The organism is Candidatus Nitrotoga sp. 1052, from assembly GCF_927312905.1.
Classification (GTDB): domain Bacteria; phylum Pseudomonadota; class Gammaproteobacteria; order Burkholderiales; family Gallionellaceae; genus Nitrotoga.
Map to the genome: position 1 here is coordinate 1 of NZ_CAKMHQ010000089.1, position 18,243 is coordinate 18,243.

The following is an 18,243-nucleotide window of genomic DNA, read 5'->3' on the forward strand; positions in this document are numbered from 1 at the left end:
TGGAGCCGGTGTTTGGCATCATCAAGGCGATACTGGGATTCCGTCAATTCTCACTACGTGGATTGGAAAACGCCAAAGGCGAGTTTAATCTGGTCGCGATGGCATGGAATTTGAAGCGAATGTTTGTGTTGGCAGGATAGTGTAGAAAGGGAAAGGAGTGATTTACGACGGCAATGACCGTTCTTGAGAGCCTGAAAAACGATTTGATGAAAAACTGAAAATACAATTTATGAAATCACGATCAAATCCGCTCGACAAGTCCGAGTTGTTGGCAGCTTTAACGGCAAGACCGACAGGCTGCTAGGAGGTCAGTGCCATGCGTGTTGCCAAGCCAATCCAGTTCGGTTCCGACGATGATCGCCGCCTGCGAGTTATTTCCAAGTGCAAACGTGTTGAAGCGCGCGTTCAAATTCGCAGTCGCATCGTGCTCTTGGCTGCGGCCGGGATGACGGACAAGGACATCGCGCAGAAGCTTGACATTGGTCGCCGAGTTGCAGCGCGCTGGCGGGCGCGCTTTCTCGCCGCTGGCGTCGATGGACTGTTTCAAGATGCGATGCGCCCTGGTCGTCCGCGCACGGCGCGCAATGTGGCCAACGTGGAACAGGTGGTGCGGATCACGCTTGAAAAGACTCCTGCAGGCGCGACGCACTGGAGCACGCGCACCTTGGCTGCGCACTTGGGCACCAGCGCATCTGCCGTTGCCCGCATCTGGCGCGCACATGGACTCAAGCCGCATCGGGTCGAGTCTTTCAAACTTTCCAACGATACACATTTCATTGAAAAACTTGAGGACATCGTTGGCATGTACCTCGATCCGCCCGAGCACGCGTTGGTGCTGTGTTGCGATGAGAAAACGCAGATTCAGGCACTTGACCGTACGCAGCCTGGCCTACCCCTCAAGCGCGGACGAGGCAGAACAATGACACACGACTATAAACGCAATGGTGAAACGACACTGTTTGCTGCATTGAATATGCTGGATGGCAAGGTGCTGTCAATGACCGACCCACTCCATCGGCATCAGGAGTGGCTGAGGTTTCTCAAGATGATTGATCGCAAGACGCCGAAGACCAAGGAACTGCACCTGGTCATGGATAACTACGCAACCCACAAGCACCCAGAGATCAAGTATTGGCTGGCCAAGCACCCGCGCGTTCATATCCATTTCACACTCGCCAGTTCTTCCTGGCTCAACATGGTCGAGCGGTTCTTTCGCGACATCACAGACAAACGCATTCGTCGTGGCGCCTTTGCCAGCGTGGCCGAACTGGAGGCCGCCATCAACAAATATATCGCTGTGCATAACGCCAAACCAAAGCCGTTTATCTGGACAGCAAAGGCCAGCGACATCCTCGCCAAGGTCACCCGCGTTCGTGCCACTTTGAATAAGTGCACTTCTAATTGACGCATCACACTAGCAGGACATGTTGATGCTGCCACCAATCTTACGGGCACGCAACGCAACTAGCCAAACAGGTTAAGCAGCGTGCGTGGTACGCCTGCGTCAGTCCGATTCTCTAAAACTTGAATGGATTTGTATTGGGATACTTACATACCGTCGGTCGAGAGAGTCCAATGTCGTAAATTATGTTCATATAAAACACTCCAGTTTCACTCCGGCTAAACACTGAGGTGGAACAATTGGGCACTGTATCCACACCTAATCTGGAAAATATTGTCCACTTTTTGACAGCCAAATGTGAGGATGTCTCAACCATGGGCAGTGATTGTCCGCTGCGTGAGATGGTCAAAATTGCCTATTTAACCTTATCTTCGTGATATCCCGCTCCTCCTTCAGTTTGTTTGTCGTCGTTGACTTGACTCTAGTTATATGTGTGATACCGCACTGACTATAGATAGATTTGCTATCAGAGTGACCTCAAAGTTTTAACGTTGCCAAAGTTTGGCCGTAAGGATTGGTGCTTATTGAAATGACTTCTTCATCTTCGTTCGCGATGGTGCCAAAGGCTAATAAGAACGGCCAAGGATTCCGTTCTGAGAGTGTTTGCACTGTAAATGTTAAGTATTTGATATGCGGCTCGCGTTGCCTTGGAATTTTACGTCTCGATAAATTATTCTGAAAAGGGCTTAAGTTATATGAGTCAGGATTCTATTATTACTACTGAAAGCAAGCGCAACATATGGGTACGTGGCTTGTATATGTTGTTAATGGTCCTTGCATACCAACTATCTGGGACATTGATGTTTATCGTTGCTATCTTTCAATTTTTGGTGACTTTAATAAACGATACTCCCAATACCCGATTACTTTCATTTGGCCGTAACTTGGGGCGCTACTTTCAGCAAATTGTATATTTCCTTACCTTTGCTTCTGAAGAGGTGCCTTTCCCGTTTAACGATTGGCCATCAGGCGACTGAAGAGAAATTGGAAGACGTCCGACAGAAGTTAACTCAGACGATTTGCTTTAACTTTACGCCTGTTGAGACTCAGTCCGGCGAGACCTATCATGCGCAGAACTAGCAACTTCTCTTGTCAGTTTTGGATAGGATAATCTTCATTAAAAACTCTGCATAATGCAACCATGAGCAGCAACGTCCGCCTTTGGTATCATTGGGTTCTGGCTAATGCGTTCGCCGAAGTTGTCGGTCTCGGTCTCGTAGGAACCATCGGATGGCTCATGTCCGGCGCAATCGGCGAGCGCTCGACAGTAACCGTGGTGTTGGCATTCGCTACGTTTACAGTAGCGCTCGGGGCGCTAGAGGGCGCCGTGGTTGGTTGGGCTCAATCGCTTGTCATTCGTGAGCGGCTTTCGGGGTTTGAAGGCTGGGTTCAGGCTACTATCTTGGGAGCTCTGGTCGCGTGGTTTGTTGGCATGATTCCCAGCACCGTCATAAATTTGATGCCTCATAACCAAGCTGAACTTTCGCCCTCTATCTCACAGAGCATACGCATGTTGCTAGCGGTTGGTTTAGGTTTTGTCGCAGGGCCTTTGCTTGCCGTTTTTCAGTATCGCATCTTGTGTCGATATGTCGGCCGTGCCGGATGGTGGCTCCTTGCCAATGCGCTCGCTTGGGCAGTGGGTATGCCGGTGGTATTCGCAGGGCTTCATGTAGCATATATGGCTGTCGAACCTTGGGTAGTAGGTAGCGTTATTGTCGGCACCCTGGCGCTTGCAGGCGCAGCTGTCGGTAGCATTCATGGCATCTTCTTGGTTCACTTGCTGCGGCCCGAGAATCAGTTGCGTTTTCCCCTTCGTTGCACCGGGCAGCCATCTGCGACCGATGAATTCAAACCTTGATGCTGTTTAAAAATCATCCTTTCCAGTAATTATCAGGGGGAATTTTCCTTGCCTTAAACGTTTCCGTTTCAGCATCAGTAAGCCGGTTGTGATTTTTGCTGCAGAAGGCCGGTATTCCGTTTGGGGTGAACTGTTGACCTGTGTGCGTTATCGAACAGACTAAAGGCTGTATTAAAAATATTCTACGATTTTATTTGGCTTACTGTGCACATTGGGGATTGATCGCAGTTGAGAATGCCCGACAAGACATTGTAAGCAAGGCCAATTTCAACCAAATTGCAGAAATGGAGTCAATATGTATACTCTTGGAGCAAACAGCAATGCCGCCGAAAATCCGACTGACATTTCCCCGTCTGACCTGGATCTTCAACCAAGCGATGAAGAGCGGTTATCGCATATTGCTGAATCTGCCTATTGCAAGGCAGTAGCACGTGGATTTTCCTCTGGCTATGAATTAGACGACTGGGTGGCTACCGAAGCCAGCGGAAAATGATGGAACCCGAACTCATGACACCCAATTTCCCCAAGCAATTAATTGCACCTCTAAGCGCTTTTGACAACAAGATAGAATTGACACTTAGCGAGCAGGGCATGATCTGCGACTGTAATATTCCCACCGGCGATCTGTTCGGCTATCGTCGTGGTGCATCAGCCTGGGGGCATATTTCAGAACTGATGCCAGAACTTGCTGCAATCAAACTGATGCGTGACGGCCAGATTAATCCCCGCTTACGTTTTCTTTCCCATATTGGCCACCGGTTTCAACTGATAAGTTTGGGCGGCAAGCTTTTCGACGTTAAGTTTTTCATCCGCGCTATAGAGAACCAAGGCCAACGTTACTTGCGTGCCATGATTTTTCCATTCGAAGTGGGGTTTAATGCTGTCGGTAGCAATGGGTAATAAACTGGTGAATGATAGGAAACCGCCCTTGCCCAAGAGGACATAAACTTTTTTTGTTTTTGTGACGCGCCTGATTAATGTTGGACATCGTGATGTTGCCCGCTTCACTGTTGGTTGGTTCTCCCTGAAAGGAAAGCGAAGATGAAAACAGTTCTGAACTTTATTGGTTTTTCCTTAGTTGTGATGTGTGCTTCAGCTCATGCTGCCAACGAAGGATGCATGTACGACACACAATGCAAAATTGACCGAATTTGTGACCAGGGCCGCTGTGTGTCTCCTTCTTCGCAAGGTCTTGAATCGGACGATTTCCCGGAGCCCAAGCACACGCAGTGGTTACCAAAGTTTTGTTGCACCCCCGCTGGCAAGTTGGGGCCATACATGAATCCAGATGCAAGAACCGGTAAGCCTGTCTATGAAGGCGAATCGTGCATCGGTATTACACCCATGTGGGGAATCGTGCCCGGTAGCGCTTGTTACTGATTCAGTTCACGACAGTGGATTCTATCGCGACCATGTCGATATTGAAGGCCTTGAGCCAGTCGGCCAAGGCGTTGGGATGGGTGATTATCAGGGCCTGTCTGGATTCCCCCCAGTTTAAGGCTGACATTGCGATTGTATCGGGCCATAGTGTGCTTCGACATTCTGTTTGGAACGTGGCTCCGAATCGTTACGCCATCTTGCTCTCTCATTCAAACGGGATATCGGCGCACCGGTTGCGAACCGCCAAGCCGGTTCAAAGATGTCAATGGCATCACCCATGACTAAGCTAATCCGCAGGCAATATGTACCATTACTATACCGATCTTCTCAAGCACCGCACTTCACTTTGCCACAATACAGCCGCCTCATATTCCTTCGGCGTTATTTGCAGCTGCGAGCCGAAAGCAGACAGCCTCGCCGAGCGCATTGGCGTTTGGCTCCAGCACATCGCTGCTCGTCGGGTACGAGGAAAGCGGGGTTGACGCCGCGTTTAGCTTTTCACACTGTCGCCAAACGATGCGCTCAAGCCGGCGCTGCAAGGCGACGCGGCTAAGCCTGTTCGTTGGGCAGGTCGACATTCCGCGGAAGTAGTGGAGGTAGTCATGCAACCCCAGGCTTCCCGAATCTGCTTGACCAACCCAGCGGTGGTTCCGCCTCCGGGCGGTGGTCGATCAGGATTGCGGGAGTACTCATCACGGGCGGTTCATACAGCGCGTCTCACGATGGTGACCGCGTCGCCGTCGAACTTGACATAACCGAGCACTGGAAGCCGTCCGGCCTGCCCCTGAGCATGGTGAAATTCACTCGCGTGGTACGCATGTTTCGCATTTGGCCAGCTACTTACCGATGGAGAGGTGTCATCGAACTCAGCAAAGCGCCAACTTTGTGCGGGGGATATGGGAGCGCGTACGCAGACGATGACTGAAGGGCTCACGGTGCCAGGCACAAGTCCTTTGTTCACAAAGTGAGCAGTCAGGCACACGGGTAGCTAATTCCGATGGACCATAGGAGGAAGCACAATGGCATCAACCGATAAGTACGACAAAATGGCAAGTGACATTCATCATAAATCTACTGCGCGACCCCGATGCCGGTTTGCTCGCTATATTTCTTTTTCTAGTAAGTCCTTTACGACATAACCCTAAGAAATGAGATTAACATGAAATCCCTATCCCATTGCGTGCCCCTGTTGATTTCGGCGTTCCTCTTGACGGTGATTGCTGCGCCGCTGTCGGCACAGAATACGACTACAGCGCGCGAACCGGTAGAACGCGATCTTGGCCCGGACCACTTTATTGCCGGCGGCACGGTCTCGGTTTCCAAATCCGTCGCGGGTGACTTGGCCGCAGCCGGCGGTAACGTCGATGTCGCCGCAGAGGTCGGCGGCGACGCGCTGGTGGCAGGCGGCAATGTGCGCCTTGGAGCCTCAATCAAGCAGGGCCTGTATGCTGCGGGCGGGCGTGTCTCGGTCAATGGGCCGGTGCAACGGAATGCCCGCATCGCCGGCGGCACGGTCGAGATCGGCCCGCAAGCAAGGATTGCCGGTAACGTCATCGTGGGCGGCGGCGAAGTCCGCATCACGGGAGCGATCGACGGTTACCTCCAGGCGAGCGGCGGGCATGTCGTTATCGACGGCCCGGTTGGCGGCGATGTCGAGGTTGCCAGCGGCTCGATCGAGCTTGGCCCGAACGCGCGTATCAATGGCCGGTTGCGCTACGCGAGCCGCGACGAATTGCGGCGCGATCCGGCCGCAGAGGTTAAGGGCGGGATCGAGCGTTTCTCACCGCGCGCCGCCTGGCCAGTTCCATCCGACGTGCAGGAGCGCGCCGGGCGTGGCGCTGGCTGGGTCTGGACCGTCGGCCTGATGGTCATCGCCGCCATCCTGGTAGCCGCTCTGCCGGGTGTGTACACGGGCATAGGCTCGATCGTGCGGGGGCGCTGGCCGCTATCGCTGCTAGTCGGTTTCATCGCGCTGGTGTGCATTCCGGTCGCGGCCCTGATCGCGATGTTCACCGTGATTGGGGTGCCGCTCGCGCTTGTGATGATCGCGCTGTATCTGGCGCTGCTTCTGGTCGGTTACGTGTCCGCAGGCGTCTCCGCCGGCGAAGCGGCGGTGCAGCGATGGCAAGCGGCGCGCGCCTCGCAAACAAGCTGGCGTATTGCCGCAGCTGTACTCGGCATGCTGGCGGTGAGTCTGCTCGGCCGCCTGCCGTGGATTGGAGGGCTGGTTGTGTTCGCCGCGATGCTGCTCGGCATCGGCGCATTGCTGATGCAGCTGGCGCCAACACGCGCGACGAAGACGGGATGATCGTGGAATAATTGACGTGGTAAATCAGGGAAAATTTGGCTCGACTATGTTTCGAACGGATTCATTCTTGCAGATTGGCGCGGTAATGCAATGCGCGCTTTTCACCGGCGGCTGTCAGTCCCCTCATGTGCAGCGCCTGCCGCGCGCCGATGCACCGGAGCAATGTGTGCTACCCGCGCCGGAGCGATACACGCCGCCTTGGCCAAGACCGTCATCCCGGGCGTGGCATATATTCGCCTTGATGCAAACGCGGCATTGCCGCAAGCAGTGGAACGTCCACAATGAGCGGTTTGTTGAAACCATGAGGGCATGAGCTGTGAATGCGATAGCTAGGCTCAGTGATCTTTCTCATCGCTACAAGAAAATTGTCGCGCTGGACGGTATCACGCTCGACCTGCCGGCTGGCCGTATGGTCGGCCTGATTGGCCCCGATGGTGTGGGTAAGTCCAGCCTGCTGGCGCTGATGGCCGGGGTGCGCAAGATACAGGCCGGCTCAGTGCAGGTGCTCGGTCGCGACATGCGCCGCATGCGTTCCCGTCGCGCCATTTGCCCACGGATCGCCTACATGCCCCAAGGCCTCGGGCAGAACCTCTACATGACCTTGACGGTATTCGAGAACATCGATTTCTTTGGCCGGCTGTTCGGTCAGCCCCGTGAGGAGCGGCTAAGGCGCATCAAGGAACTGCTCGAAAGCACCGGCCTGGCACCCTTTGCCGGCCGTGCTGCGGGAAAACTCTCCGGCGGCATGAAACAGAAACTGGGCTTGTGCTGTGCGCTGATCCACGATCCGCAGCTGCTGATTCTTGACGAACCCACCACCGGCGTCGATCCCTTGTCGCGTCGGCAATTCTGGGAGCTCATCGAGCGGATACGCAGCCGCCGGCAAGACATGAGTGTCATTGTGGCGACGGCCTATATGGACGAGGCTGAGCGCTTCGACTGGCTGGTGGCGATGGATGCAGGCCAGGTGCTCGCCAGCGGCAGCCCGGCAGAGCTGAAGGCCCGCACTGGCACCGCAAACCTGGATGCGGCATTCATCCAGCTGCTGCCCGAGCACAAACGCCGCGACCACCTGGCACTGATCATCCCGCCGCACCAGGTCAAGCATGGCTCGCCGGTCATCGAGGCCAGTGCGCTGACGCGGCGTTTTGGCGACTTCATTGCAGTCGACCAGGTCAGCTTCACCATCGAAGGGGGTGAAATCTTCGGCTTTCTGGGCTCCAACGGCTGCGGCAAGACCACGACCATGAAGATGCTCACCGGCTTGCTGCCCAGTTCAGGCGGAGAAGCGCGATTGTTTGGCCATCCCGCAGATGCACGTGACATCGATCTGAGAAAGCGGGTCGGATACATGTCACAGTCCTTCTCGCTCTACAGTGAACTGACGGTACGCCAGAATCTGCTGCTGCATGCACGCATCTTCCAGTTGCCCCGGGCGGAGATCGAGGCACGGGTGAAAGAGATGACCGAGCGCTTCGGCTTGGACGACGTGACCGATGAACTGGCGGACAAGCTGCCCTTGGGTGTGCGCCAAAGGCTCTCTCTGGCCGTGGCTGTGATTCACGGCCCGGAGATTCTGATCCTGGACGAGCCGACATCGGGGGTGGATCCCGTTGCCCGCGATCAATTCTGGGCGTTGCTGATACAGCTGTCGCGCGACGACGGCGTCACCATTTTCATCTCCACCCATTTCATGAACGAGGCCGAACGCTGTGACCGCGTCTCCCTCATGCACGCCGGACGGGTGCTGGCTCAGGGCTCTCCCGTTGCGTTGATAAGCGCACGCTCTGCCAAAAACCTGAAAGAGACCTTTATTGCCTACCTGGAAGAGGCCGCCGGAACTGAGCCTGCGGCAGCCCAGCTCGGCACGGCGCTTGATCGCAATAATCAGGTCGCAGCGCCGCAGCTCAGATCGAAACGCCTGCCCATCGATCCTGCCCGCCGCGCCTGGGCATACGCCCGCCGTGAGAGTCTCGAAATCATGCGCGACCCGATCCGCATCGCCTTCGCCCTGCTGGGCCCTATTATCTTGATGATTGCCTTCGGCTATGGCATCACCTTTGATCTGGAAGATATCTCCTACGCAGTGCTCGACCACGACCAAACTCCGGAAAGCCGCAACTATCTGGAAAACTTTGCCGGTTCGCGCTACTTCAACCAACGTTCACCGCTGCAGAATTACGCCGAGATGGAAAGCCGGTTGTCCAAGGGCCGGCTTACCTTTGCCATTGAAATACCGCCGGGATTCGGCAATGACCTAAAGCGTGACCGCCAGCCGGAAGTGGGCATCTGGCTCGACGGCGCTATCCCGTTTCGCGCCGAAACCGCGCTCGGTTACATCCTCGGCGTGCACCAGTATTACCTGGAGCAGCGGATACGCAGCGAGTCCAGCAGTGACCAGCGACCGACGCCGCTCACCATCGAAACACACTTTCGTTACAACCAGGACTTCAAGAGCGTCTATGCCATCGTGCCCGGCACCATCATGATGCTGCTGGTCTGGATACCCGCCATGATGACCGCCGCGGGTGTGGTGCGGGAAAAAGAGATGGGTTCCATCACCAACTTCTACGCGACTCCGGTAAGGGGGCTGGAATTTCTGCTGGGTAAGCAGGCGCCCTATGTGGTGATCGCCTTGCTCAACTTCGCCAGCCTGATGCTGTTGGCGGTATTCCTGTTTCAGGTCCCGGTGAAAGGTAGTTTAGCCGCTCTGCTGGTGGGGGGGCTGCTCTATGTCATCGCCACCACCGGCCTGGGACTGCTGATGTCCTCGTTTATGAAGACCCAGATTGCGGCGATCTTCGGCACGGCCATTATCACCACCATGCCCGCAGTCAATTTTTCGGGCTTCTTTGCCCCGGTAGCTTCTCTTACACCCGGCGCCCAGGTATTCGCCCGGATCTTCCCCAGCAGTTACTTCCAGCAGATCAGCTTGGGCACCTTTACCAAGGCATTGGGTTTCGAAGCGCTGATGGTCAACTTCTGGATGTTGGCGCTGTTGATCCTGGCCTACCTGTTATCGGCGCTGAGCCTGTTGCAGACACAGGAGCGATGACCATGAGACGATCCCTCGCCAATATCTTCCAACTGGGCATCAAGGAGCTATATAGCCTGCGTTTTGACCCGGTGATGCTGTTGCTGATCGTGTATATGTTTACCTTCGCCGTGTTCGAGGAGGCCCAGAACGCTAACGTCGACGTGGTCAATGCTGCAGTGGGCATAGTCGATGAGGATCGCTCCCAACTCTCTAGGCGCATCGGCGACGCCTTGCTGCCGCCCCGCTTTCAGCCACCCGATGCTTTGGCGATCGACGAGATCGATGCCGCCATGGAAGCGGCCCGTTACACCTTTGTCATCGATATTCCGCCGGGGTTTCAGGCGGACATCCTGGCCGGCCGTCCAGCAGTGGTACAGCTCAATGTCGACGCCACCGCCATGGGCCTGGCGGGAACCGGCGCCGGTTACATCCAGCGCATTATTGCCCAAGAGCTAAACGCGTTTTTGCAATCGGATGGCGCAACACCCGCTGTGAACATCGTTACCCGTGCCCGCTTCAACCCCAATCTGGAGACGACCTGGTTTCAAGGCGCGATGTCGCTCACCAACAACATCACTCTGATGGCCATGCTGCTTACCGGTGCAGCGCTGATTCGCGAGCGCGAGCACGGCACCATTGAACATTTACTGGTGATGCCGCTGCGGCCGGTTGAAATCATGCTTGCCAAGGTTTGGGCCAACGGCCTGGTGGTGGTCATCGCTGCCAGCCTCTCGCTTTTTATTGTCGTGCAGGGTGCCCTGGCGGTTCCCATCAGCGGCTCAATTCCGCTGTATTTGAGCGGGACGGTGATCTACCTGTTCTCGGTGACCTCACTGGGAATTTATCTGGCGACGCTGGCCCGCTCCATGCCGCAGTTCGGGCTGCTCACCATGATCGTGTATGTGATCATGCTGTTATTGTCCGGTGGCAACACTCCATTGGAGAGTATGCCAGCGCAGTTGCAGACCATCATGCAGCTGGTGCCGTCCACCCATTTTGTCAGGCTGGCGCAGGCCATTCTGTTCCGTGATGCCGGTTTGGCGGTGGTGTGGCCGCAGTTCGTCGCCACCGCAGCCATCGGTGCGCTGTTTTTCCTTGCGGCACTGCTGCGTTTCCGCAAGACCGTTACCCTGATGCAGGGTTGAAGCCATGGGTTCAACAAAGGAGATGGCAATGAGACGAGTTAGGCTGCTCACCATATTGGCCACACTGCTTGTATTACTAATGCCCACGGCACAGGCCGCAAAGGTCGTAACCATCGGCATCGTCACCGATGGCCCTATCGAGCACATCAGCTGGTCACCCGAGTTGTTTAAAAAAGAACTCCGGGTGCTGACCCAGGCCGACTTCGACGTGCGTTCCCCTGCGGCAAAACAGCTCGGTGGCGCCTGGTCGGCCGGCCATATCGCCGCAGCGTTGAAACAATTGCAGAAGGATCCCGAGGTGGACATGGTGTTGGCGCTGGGCTATGTCTCCAGCGCCGTCGCTGCCCTGAGTGGGTCGTTGCGGAAGCTGACCTTTGCGCCGTTTGTGATGGATGCAGGCTTGCAGGGCCTGCCCAGAAAAAACAACACCAGCGGCGTGCGCAACCTGAACTACTTGAGCGGCGAAGCCGACTTTATCCGCGACCTGATGGTCTTTAAAAGCGTGGCCGACTTCAAGAAAGCCGCAGTATTTATTGACGTGCACAGAAATGGGGTTACACAGAAATGCACACAGAAATGGGGTCAGGTCTCAATGCTGTTCGGATAGCGCGCTTGACGGAGTGTTTTTGCTGTTCAGTACGTTGATTTTATTTAACTTATTTTTATTAACCGAACAGTATTGAGACCTGACCCCAGTGATTGACGTCCTCTGAGGCAGGGCTGTCGGCTGAAACCGTTTGTTGGGCCGCTGACCGCTTCTATGTCCACATAGTCACTTCGTCTTGTAGCCAGCCGTTACCTCGTTCTTATGCGCTGCGAAGGCGGCGAGGACTTCTCTCTTCTCACGCGCAGGCACTTTGGCAAAGTCAAGGCTGCGCCCCAACTCGGCCGCAACCTCGTCGAATTCTTCTGGCGATATTTTAAGGTCACGATGCGCCTCCTCAAGGCCCAAATGAGTTTTACCCGGCTTTGTTGGCGAGAATTTGAACGGCCCGCCTGTGACTTCGCAGAACCACAGGGTTCGCATGAACTTGAGGCCCGGCAATCTGCCTAGGTTCTTCGTGTGCCATTCCCTGAGGGCTGGGTTCTGTGAAGTCTTTCCCACAATCGGGTTCTGCACCACCGCGTCGCTAAAATGATCAACAACCGCGGCGATGGCGAAGACGCCGCCAAGCCGTTCATACAGACTCTTCTCAGTTTTTGGAGCGGCTTGCAGCGGCAGTGTCAGTGCCACCATAAATAGAGACAGTATTGCGATTAAGAACTTTTTCATAAAAAACTCCTTGATGTGAGTTATCGCGCCGAAAGTTCGACGTGCGAAGAAGATTGCATGTAAGGCGAGGGTATGTCTGTTCGCCAGCGTACACAGGGTGAGAGACATGTTGGGCAACGAATAGCATTTATCTGCCGCACTCCCCAAACTTGTTAACCCGCGACCTTATTGGCGGCGGATAAACCTCGTTGGACTGAACCATAGGAGAACGGAAACTATGGGGATTGTAAGGTTTTGAAGTGGGGCGTCAACCCAATGTCGTGAGGGGGCGGCAATGGGTGAAGAAGAAGCGGGTATGCTGGAGAGTATTTGTGGCTTGCACCGACACCAAAACGCCGCACAAACTGTCCGGTCAAAGCGCTATTCATCATGTTGCATGGACGAGCAAACCCCCGACTATTGAAACCACACAGCCGCCGGTTGAAACGAGCATAAATAAAAAAAATATTCATGATGGTTTCTGAGGGGGAGCACGCGGTAGCCGAAAAACCTCCTTCTTGAAACCCGAAGCCAAAATTCCCTGCAGCACCCGGAATCGCCCTTCACGGCAGCATGGACAGTTCAGCCACTCGATGCCCGCCATCCGCAGCATGAACGCCTCCACCGACTCCATCACGACCGGATCGGGGGCAGGCGGAGGTTATATTACTGAACATGGGAAATTCTTCTGGAACTAACTCGTAACTATGGACCAAAAAACCTGTGGGGATTTCTACTGTGGGTTGCTCGGCTGGAAGCGTCGCGAAGTAGATGCCGACCCCTTCGGCCCCTACACAATTTTCAGTTGCGGAGGCACTGATGCGGGGAATGACGAATCCCACAACCGACTATTCGCGGTCTCGTTTATCTTGGTGGCAAGCGTTCATTGCTGTCGCTGATGTTGATGCTTGCGCCGCTCACGTCAGCGAACTCGGTGGCGCCATCATTGAATCACCGCATTATGTTCCAGGCGTTGGCCGGGTGTGTATGATCGCTGACCCAACGGGTGCTGTAATTCAGCTTATTACTCCGGCATCTTAAAATTTGTTGTTGCAGGAAATGCTGGTCTTGTAGTGAAACTATGGAGGGCGCAAATATGAAACCTGCTTACTTTGATTTTACGGTCCACGATGTCGCTCAAGCACGAAAGTTTTTCGAAGAGATTTTCGGCTGGCAGTTCGAGCGATTCCCGATGCCCTACGAGTATTACCGGATACAGGCGGGCCCTGCGGGCGAACCGGGAATTGATGGGGGAATCGGAGCGTTGAAAGACGCGCCAATCGCGGGCGGAACGCCTGTGACTCAGCTCACCGTGCCGGTCGCCAATCTCGATGAGGTCATCGCGAAGGTCCAGGCCAGTGGCGGGCGTGTGATCGAGCCTAAAATGCCGATTCCCGGCATCGGCTGGTATGCCACCTGTGCGGAGCCAGGCGGTCTTCGTTTCGGGATAATCCAGGCTGATCCTACGGCCATGTGAATGAGGCTTGATGCCCAGCAATTTATTCCAGCGGATGTTGGGCGGCAGGATCCGCTTCTTGCTACTGCGTCACATATACGGAGGCATAACCTATGCATCAGCCAAATCTTGAGGGAACGCACTATGAAATGGGCCAATACTATGGTGCCCAACTATACGAGCGGGGTTTTCGTATTACGCAGCTGCCCCGCATAAAAACCGATGCAAAGGTAATTGCTGAATCCCAGCGCGCAGTCACGGCAAGGGCATGAGCATGAGGGTGTTGCGCTACAGAAATGACGGTAGGGTCGAAGTCTATTGGCAACTTTGTGTCCGAGTCGATAAGAGCACCTTCGTCGTGGGTGCCGGAATCGGCGACTTTCTCGGCGCGGCGCCAACGATGTCCAAGGGGTGGGAGCGCATATGCAGACAATGATTGAAGAACTTACGGTTCCAGATTCGGCTTCTCAGTTCACTTAAAAAAACACTTAACCATGACTGGAATGGACGGCACTTCACCGCAGCTAAAAACCTGGCGTTGGACACAAAGGAGGCTATACGGGATAGCAAGCTCAAGAAGTTGGCACTTGGCAACTTAGCCCGGTTGACTTCCTCGATATGGGAGCCGCCCATAAGCAACTTGCATGTCGCTTGAATATCAGGTTGCCACGGTGTATTTTGAACGTCGGCCACTTACCGCAATCAACAACGGCATGAGCCAAAGTACTCCTTTCAGTTATATTGATGTGAAACACTGCACGCATCCTCTACCTTGCCCCACCACAAAGCATTGTACCAACTGGCAAGTTTATTCAAAATCATAAACAAGGCGCGTCCACCCAGCCAGCGGGATGTGCTAATAACATCGGAGGCCAAAATGAAAATTTTCAATGTAACTGTAATTGTTATTGCAGTCATTTTCATAATATTGTTATTGGCTCTTTCTCGATATGGTTTATTTGCTTCGGTGAGCGTGTCGGAGAAAGTTGTCGGGCCATATTTACTGATCTACAAGAAGCATATCGGGGACTACAAGAATGTCGGTTTGGTCATGGATGAAATGTATAGCGACCTGAAGAACAACTATTCGATGGAAACAACAAAAGGTTTCGGCCTTTATTATGACGATCCGCGACAAGTGGACAAGGCTCAATTAAGGAGCATTGTAGGTTGCATAGTAGAAGGCAAAACGCGCGAGGATTTGAGCAAGGTCAGCAGCAAGTATGACGTCAGGGAATACCCGTCATCGAAAAGCGTGGTGGCTGAATTTCCTTACAAAGGGAAAATATCGATATTCATTGGAATAATGAAAGTTTATCCGGCTCTGGGTACCTATATCAAAGAACACCAATACAATCGGTCGCCAATAATGGAACTCTAAGATATGCCGAATGAAAGAATCGAATATATTTCTTCGATGAATCTGCCTAAAGAAATATTTGACGATTTTTTAAAATCGAAAGAAAAAAACTAAGGTAACAAGTGTGCTGCACTCGATAGCGGCAAGTTTACTGGCTAACTATTTTACTGGTTAACTATGGCGGCCTCTGATCCCAGATGCGGGACTACCACCCAACAAACAGGAGGTTGGAATAAACGTGCAAAAATTAATCGATACTTATCACCACGCTGACACACGGCTACAAAGTAGGAGGCACTGCCGATTTCGATACCGGCAGTGTTTGGGTGAGTGATTGTCAGTGCGGTTCTGGACTTGGTAGGTCTGAGGTTAAGGCTGCGATTGCGTTGTGCCATAATTTACTCCATCATTCAAGCTGGAATGTGGCGCTGCATCGGGTACATCGACTTGCTCACTTTCTTAAACTGGATATCGTGCCAGCGGCAATATACCACCAGTGCGATTCATCAATGTCGATGACGTCACCCAGTACCAAGCTAACCCGCGGGCAATATGTACCATTGCTATATCGGTCTTCCGCAGCGCCGCCTTCCACTTTGCCATAACACAGCCATTATGTGTTTCTTCGGCGCGTTTAGCTTGATGCGGTTAGACGACTTTAGTTGTCTGCATCCAAGCTTTGCTAACCCACCTATTTTTAGTAGGTGGTAGTTTATTCATCGAACCGCCGTGTATGTGATCCATAAGCACAATTGCGTGAAAAGGAGGGGCCGTGACGCTTCTTCCTATCCCGATTGGGCGGCATCACCGCTCAGGCAAATGAGAAGGACTTAAGGAGAGCCAATGGCAACCAGCATTCAAAAAGAACTACATGTCATTTTCGGCACAGGACCGCTTGGAATGGCTGTCATGCGCGAGCTTGCTAGCCGCGGGAAGCGTGTACGCATGGTCAACACCCGTGGACAGGCTGATGTCCCATCAGGTGTAGAGGTCATAAAAGGCGACGCTTGTTCAATCGATTCCACAACCGAACTGACATGCGGTGCAGCGGTTGTATATCAATGCGCCATGCCGCCGTACACTGAATGGCTACAGAAATTTCCTCCTATGCAGGCTGCCATTCTCGAAGGCGCGGCCAGGAACAAGGCCAAACTGGTCATCGGTGATAACCTGTATATGTATGGTGAAGTGAACGGCAGAATTCACGAAGGACTGCCCTACGCCGCCCAGACTCGCAAAGGGCGGCTGCGCGCGCAGATGGCGGAAAATGCTCTGGCTGCCCATCAGGCCGGCAAGGTGCGCGTAGCGCTTGGTCGAGGCTCAGATTTCTTTGGTCCTGGCGTACTTGCATCATCCATCGGTAAGCAAGCCATACGTAATGCACTGCAGGGCAAACAAGCGCAATTACTTGGCAAACTGGATGTACCGCACACGTTCACATACATTGATGATTTCGGCAAGGCTTTGGTCATTCTTGGCGAGCGCGAAGAGGCCTTGGGGCAGGCTTGGCACGTTCCCAACGATAGCCCAGTCACCCAGCGCGAATTGATGACGTTTTTTTTTGAAGAAATCGGCAAACCCCCGAAGATGGTTGTCATGCGCGGGATGTTGATGTCGATGGTGGGCATGTTCTCACCGGTTGTACGCGAAATGAAAGAGATGATGTATGCGTTGGATAAGCCATACATAGTGGATAGCAGCAAGTTCGAGCAAGCCTTTCAAATGAAGGCTACGCCACTTCGCGAAGCAGTGCGCCGGACGGTAGAATGGTATCGCGCCCATCCGTGAAAATGGAAGCGAAAGAGAATTGCTGACCAACTTTACATCCGCGAGTTCGGTGGGTAAAGTCGAAGACTGGCTAAAAGTCAGCGAATTGTAAGAGCGCAGCTGATACCTCGCTGCTTGCGGCGGGGTGATTTATTTATGGAGCTCACTGATGAAAACAAAAGCTGCAGTCGCATGGAAGTCCGGTGCGCCGCTGACGATTGAAGAAGTTGACTTGGCAGGGCCAAGGGAGGGTGAAGTGCTGGTCGAGATCAAAGCGACCGGAATCTGCCACACCGATTATTACACCCTGTCGGGTTCCGATCCGGAAGGTATTTTTCCATCGATCCTTGGGCACGAAGGAGCGGGCATCGTAGTAGATGTCGGTCCGGGTGTTTCCTCTCTTAAAAAATACGATCATGTCATTCCCCTATATACCCCGGAGTGCCGCCAATGCAAGTACTGTCTGTCGCGCAAGACCAATCTTTGTCAAGCCATCCGCTCGACCCAGGGTCGCGGCTTGATGCCGGATGCCACATCACGCTTCTCGATTGACGGCAAGCCCATCTATCACTATATGGGAACTTCAACTTTTTCTAACTACATCGTAGTTCCTGAAATTGCATTGGCCAAAATCCGCGAGGATGCGCCATTCGACAAGGCGTGCTACATCGGTTGTGGTGTAACGACCGGTGTCGGTGCCGTGGTTTTTTCAGCCAAAGTCGAAGCCGGGGCGAATGTGGTTGTGTTTGGACTGGGCGGCATTGGCCTGAACGTAATTCAAGGCGCAAAGATGGTGGGTGCCAACAAGATTGTCGGAGTTGATATCAATCCCGGACGAATCGAGATAGCGCGTAAATTCGGTATGACGGATTTCGTGAATCCGAAAGAAGTTGGAGATATCGTCAATCACATAATCCAGCTAACCGACGGTGGCGCTGATTACTCCTTCGAATGTATTGGCAATGTCATCACCATGCGGCAGGCGCTTGAGTGTTGCCATAAAGGCTGGGGCCAATCGTTCATCATTGGTGTTGCCGCTGCCGGGCAAGAAATCAGCACTCGCCCATTTCAACTGGTAACCGGTCGCGAATGGAAAGGATCCGCTTTTGGCGGTGCACGCGGTCGCACCGATGTTCCGAAAATTGTTGACTGGTACATGGAAGGTAAATTGAATATCGATGATTTGATTACTCATACATTGCCGCTGGAGCGCATCAACGAGGGCTTTGATTTGATGAAAAGCGGCGAATCGATTCGTTCTGTCGTGCTGTATTAAAG

21 protein-coding genes are annotated in these 18,243 nt (G+C 53.7%); 17 read left to right on the top strand and 4 right to left on the bottom strand.

Annotation, left to right across the window (positions count from 1 at the left end; all coding sequences use genetic code 11):
* The 7 genes from MJ768_RS14345 to MJ768_RS14375 all read left to right on the top strand — a co-directional run.
* A partial coding sequence (locus MJ768_RS14345) for a transposase (RefSeq protein WP_239292738.1) occupies positions 1-140 on the top strand: 140 nt, incomplete at its 5' end.
* 176 nt (positions 141-316) lie between these two features.
* Positions 317-1,405: an IS630 family transposase gene (locus MJ768_RS14350; RefSeq protein ID WP_239292679.1), complete on the top strand. Its 1,089-nt coding sequence runs from the start codon at positions 317-319 to the stop codon at positions 1,403-1,405.
* 692 nt (positions 1,406-2,097) lie between these two features.
* On the top strand, positions 2,098-2,379 hold the full coding sequence (locus tag MJ768_RS14355) for a DUF4389 domain-containing protein (protein WP_239292681.1): 282 nt from the start codon (positions 2,098-2,100) through the stop codon (positions 2,377-2,379).
* A gap of 164 nt (positions 2,380-2,543) precedes the next feature.
* Complete coding sequence (locus MJ768_RS14360; protein ID WP_239292683.1) at positions 2,544-3,260, top strand: hypothetical protein; 717 nt, start codon at positions 2,544-2,546, stop codon at positions 3,258-3,260.
* Between the two features lie 295 nt (positions 3,261-3,555).
* Positions 3,556-3,753 carry a DUF2934 domain-containing protein gene (locus MJ768_RS14365; protein WP_239292685.1) on the top strand — a complete coding sequence of 66 codons (198 nt, stop codon included), beginning with the start codon at positions 3,556-3,558 and terminating at the stop codon, positions 3,751-3,753.
* Between the two features lie 14 nt (positions 3,754-3,767).
* Complete coding sequence (locus tag MJ768_RS14370) at positions 3,768-4,160, top strand: hypothetical protein (protein ID WP_239292687.1); 393 nt, start codon at positions 3,768-3,770, stop codon at positions 4,158-4,160.
* Positions 4,161-4,301: 141 nt separating this feature from the next.
* Positions 4,302-4,640, top strand: a complete 339-nt coding sequence (locus MJ768_RS14375; RefSeq protein ID WP_239292689.1) for a hypothetical protein — start codon at positions 4,302-4,304, stop codon at positions 4,638-4,640.
* Position 4,641: 1 nt separating this feature from the next.
* Here the strand turns inward: MJ768_RS14375 and MJ768_RS15215 are convergent, their stop codons facing one another.
* Together MJ768_RS15215 and MJ768_RS14380 are read right to left on the bottom strand one after the other, a co-directional pair.
* Complete coding sequence (locus tag MJ768_RS15215) at positions 4,642-4,767, bottom strand: hypothetical protein (RefSeq protein ID WP_256449873.1); 126 nt, start codon at positions 4,765-4,767, stop codon at positions 4,642-4,644.
* A 576-nt stretch (positions 4,768-5,343) separates the two neighbouring features.
* Complete coding sequence (locus tag MJ768_RS14380; RefSeq protein WP_239292691.1) at positions 5,344-5,601, bottom strand: hypothetical protein; 258 nt, start codon at positions 5,599-5,601, stop codon at positions 5,344-5,346.
* 198 nt (positions 5,602-5,799) lie between these two features.
* On the opposite strand from MJ768_RS14380, the gene MJ768_RS14385 reads away from it, so the two are divergent.
* The 5 genes from MJ768_RS14385 (at position 5,800) to MJ768_RS14405 (ending at position 11,737) form a co-directional block, all read left to right on the top strand.
* Positions 5,800-6,948, top strand: coding sequence for a polymer-forming cytoskeletal protein (locus MJ768_RS14385; protein ID WP_239292693.1), 1,149 nt, complete (start codon positions 5,800-5,802; stop codon positions 6,946-6,948).
* A gap of 90 nt (positions 6,949-7,038) precedes the next feature.
* Positions 7,039-7,233 carry a hypothetical protein gene (locus MJ768_RS14390; protein ID WP_239292695.1) on the top strand — a complete coding sequence of 65 codons (195 nt, stop codon included), beginning with the start codon at positions 7,039-7,041 and terminating at the stop codon, positions 7,231-7,233.
* Positions 7,234-7,264: 31 nt separating this feature from the next.
* Entirely contained in the window at positions 7,265-10,003 is a 2,739-nt protein-coding gene (gene rbbA, locus MJ768_RS14395) for a ribosome-associated ATPase/putative transporter RbbA (RefSeq protein WP_239292697.1), read from the top strand.
* A 2-nt stretch (positions 10,004-10,005) separates the two neighbouring features.
* Positions 10,006-11,130 carry an ABC transporter permease gene (locus MJ768_RS14400; RefSeq protein ID WP_239292699.1) on the top strand — a complete coding sequence of 375 codons (1,125 nt, stop codon included), beginning with the start codon at positions 10,006-10,008 and terminating at the stop codon, positions 11,128-11,130.
* A gap of 28 nt (positions 11,131-11,158) precedes the next feature.
* The gene (locus MJ768_RS14405; RefSeq protein WP_239292701.1) at positions 11,159-11,737 is read left to right on the top strand and encodes a hypothetical protein; all 579 of its coding nucleotides are present in this window, start codon (positions 11,159-11,161) and stop codon (positions 11,735-11,737) included.
* A 165-nt stretch (positions 11,738-11,902) separates the two neighbouring features.
* On the opposite strand, the gene MJ768_RS14410 is transcribed toward MJ768_RS14405, so the two are convergent.
* Positions 11,903-12,403 (bottom strand): group I truncated hemoglobin, encoded by a 501-nt coding sequence (locus MJ768_RS14410; RefSeq protein ID WP_239292703.1) that lies wholly within the window; start codon positions 12,401-12,403, stop codon positions 11,903-11,905.
* A gap of 807 nt (positions 12,404-13,210) precedes the next feature.
* Here MJ768_RS14410 and MJ768_RS14415 point away from each other — a divergent pair.
* The 3 genes from MJ768_RS14415 (at position 13,211) to MJ768_RS14425 (ending at position 15,219) form a co-directional block, all read left to right on the top strand.
* Positions 13,211-13,423, top strand: coding sequence for a VOC family protein (locus MJ768_RS14415; RefSeq protein ID WP_239292705.1), 213 nt, complete (start codon positions 13,211-13,213; stop codon positions 13,421-13,423).
* Positions 13,424-13,478: 55 nt separating this feature from the next.
* Entirely contained in the window at positions 13,479-13,859 is a 381-nt protein-coding gene (locus MJ768_RS14420; protein ID WP_239292707.1) for a VOC family protein, read from the top strand.
* Between the two features lie 856 nt (positions 13,860-14,715).
* Complete coding sequence (locus tag MJ768_RS14425) at positions 14,716-15,219, top strand: GyrI-like domain-containing protein (protein ID WP_239292709.1); 504 nt, start codon at positions 14,716-14,718, stop codon at positions 15,217-15,219.
* 143 nt (positions 15,220-15,362) lie between these two features.
* Here MJ768_RS14425 and MJ768_RS14430 read toward each other — a convergent pair whose 3' ends face one another.
* On the bottom strand, positions 15,363-15,593 hold the full coding sequence (locus MJ768_RS14430) for a hypothetical protein (protein WP_239292711.1): 231 nt from the start codon (positions 15,591-15,593) through the stop codon (positions 15,363-15,365).
* A gap of 448 nt (positions 15,594-16,041) precedes the next feature.
* Here MJ768_RS14430 and MJ768_RS14435 point away from each other — a divergent pair, with 448 nt between their 5' ends.
* Both MJ768_RS14435 and MJ768_RS14440 read left to right on the top strand, forming a co-directional pair.
* Positions 16,042-16,986 (top strand): NAD-dependent epimerase/dehydratase family protein, encoded by a 945-nt coding sequence (locus tag MJ768_RS14435; RefSeq protein ID WP_239292713.1) that lies wholly within the window; start codon positions 16,042-16,044, stop codon positions 16,984-16,986.
* Positions 16,987-17,134: 148 nt separating this feature from the next.
* Positions 17,135-18,241 (top strand): S-(hydroxymethyl)glutathione dehydrogenase/class III alcohol dehydrogenase, encoded by a 1,107-nt coding sequence (locus MJ768_RS14440; RefSeq protein WP_239292715.1) that lies wholly within the window; start codon positions 17,135-17,137, stop codon positions 18,239-18,241.
* Positions 18,242-18,243: the final 2 nt, after the last annotated feature.

Excerpts from the sequence above, each read along its gene's own strand:
- MJ768_RS14425 (WP_239292709.1), top strand. The coding sequence starts at position 14,716 with ATGAAAATTTTCAATGTAACTGTAATTGTTATTGCAGTCATTTTCATA.
- MJ768_RS14365 (WP_239292685.1), top strand. The coding sequence starts at position 3,556 with ATGTATACTCTTGGAGCAAACAGCAATGCCGCCGAAAATCCGACTGAC.
- MJ768_RS14430 (WP_239292711.1), bottom strand. The coding sequence starts at position 15,593 with ATGGCACAACGCAATCGCAGCCTTAACCTCAGACCTACCAAGTCCAGA.
- MJ768_RS14420 (WP_239292707.1), top strand. The coding sequence starts at position 13,479 with ATGAAACCTGCTTACTTTGATTTTACGGTCCACGATGTCGCTCAAGCA.
- MJ768_RS14385 (WP_239292693.1), top strand. The coding sequence starts at position 5,800 with ATGAAATCCCTATCCCATTGCGTGCCCCTGTTGATTTCGGCGTTCCTC.
- MJ768_RS14410 (WP_239292703.1), bottom strand. The coding sequence starts at position 12,403 with ATGAAAAAGTTCTTAATCGCAATACTGTCTCTATTTATGGTGGCACTG.
- MJ768_RS14360 (WP_239292683.1), top strand. The coding sequence starts at position 2,544 with ATGAGCAGCAACGTCCGCCTTTGGTATCATTGGGTTCTGGCTAATGCG.
- MJ768_RS14355 (WP_239292681.1), top strand. The coding sequence starts at position 2,098 with ATGAGTCAGGATTCTATTATTACTACTGAAAGCAAGCGCAACATATGG.
- MJ768_RS14415 (WP_239292705.1), top strand. The coding sequence starts at position 13,211 with ATGACGAATCCCACAACCGACTATTCGCGGTCTCGTTTATCTTGGTGG.
- MJ768_RS15215 (WP_256449873.1), bottom strand. The coding sequence starts at position 4,767 with ATGTCAGCCTTAAACTGGGGGGAATCCAGACAGGCCCTGATAATCACC.
- MJ768_RS14370 (WP_239292687.1), top strand. The coding sequence starts at position 3,768 with ATGACACCCAATTTCCCCAAGCAATTAATTGCACCTCTAAGCGCTTTT.
- MJ768_RS14350 (WP_239292679.1), top strand. The coding sequence starts at position 317 with ATGCGTGTTGCCAAGCCAATCCAGTTCGGTTCCGACGATGATCGCCGC.
- MJ768_RS14435 (WP_239292713.1), top strand. The coding sequence starts at position 16,042 with ATGGCAACCAGCATTCAAAAAGAACTACATGTCATTTTCGGCACAGGA.
- MJ768_RS14405 (WP_239292701.1), top strand. The coding sequence starts at position 11,159 with ATGAGACGAGTTAGGCTGCTCACCATATTGGCCACACTGCTTGTATTA.
- MJ768_RS14390 (WP_239292695.1), top strand. The coding sequence starts at position 7,039 with ATGCGCGCTTTTCACCGGCGGCTGTCAGTCCCCTCATGTGCAGCGCCT.
- MJ768_RS14375 (WP_239292689.1), top strand. The coding sequence starts at position 4,302 with ATGAAAACAGTTCTGAACTTTATTGGTTTTTCCTTAGTTGTGATGTGT.
- MJ768_RS14440 (WP_239292715.1), top strand. The coding sequence starts at position 17,135 with ATGAAAACAAAAGCTGCAGTCGCATGGAAGTCCGGTGCGCCGCTGACG.
- MJ768_RS14400 (WP_239292699.1), top strand. The coding sequence starts at position 10,006 with ATGAGACGATCCCTCGCCAATATCTTCCAACTGGGCATCAAGGAGCTA.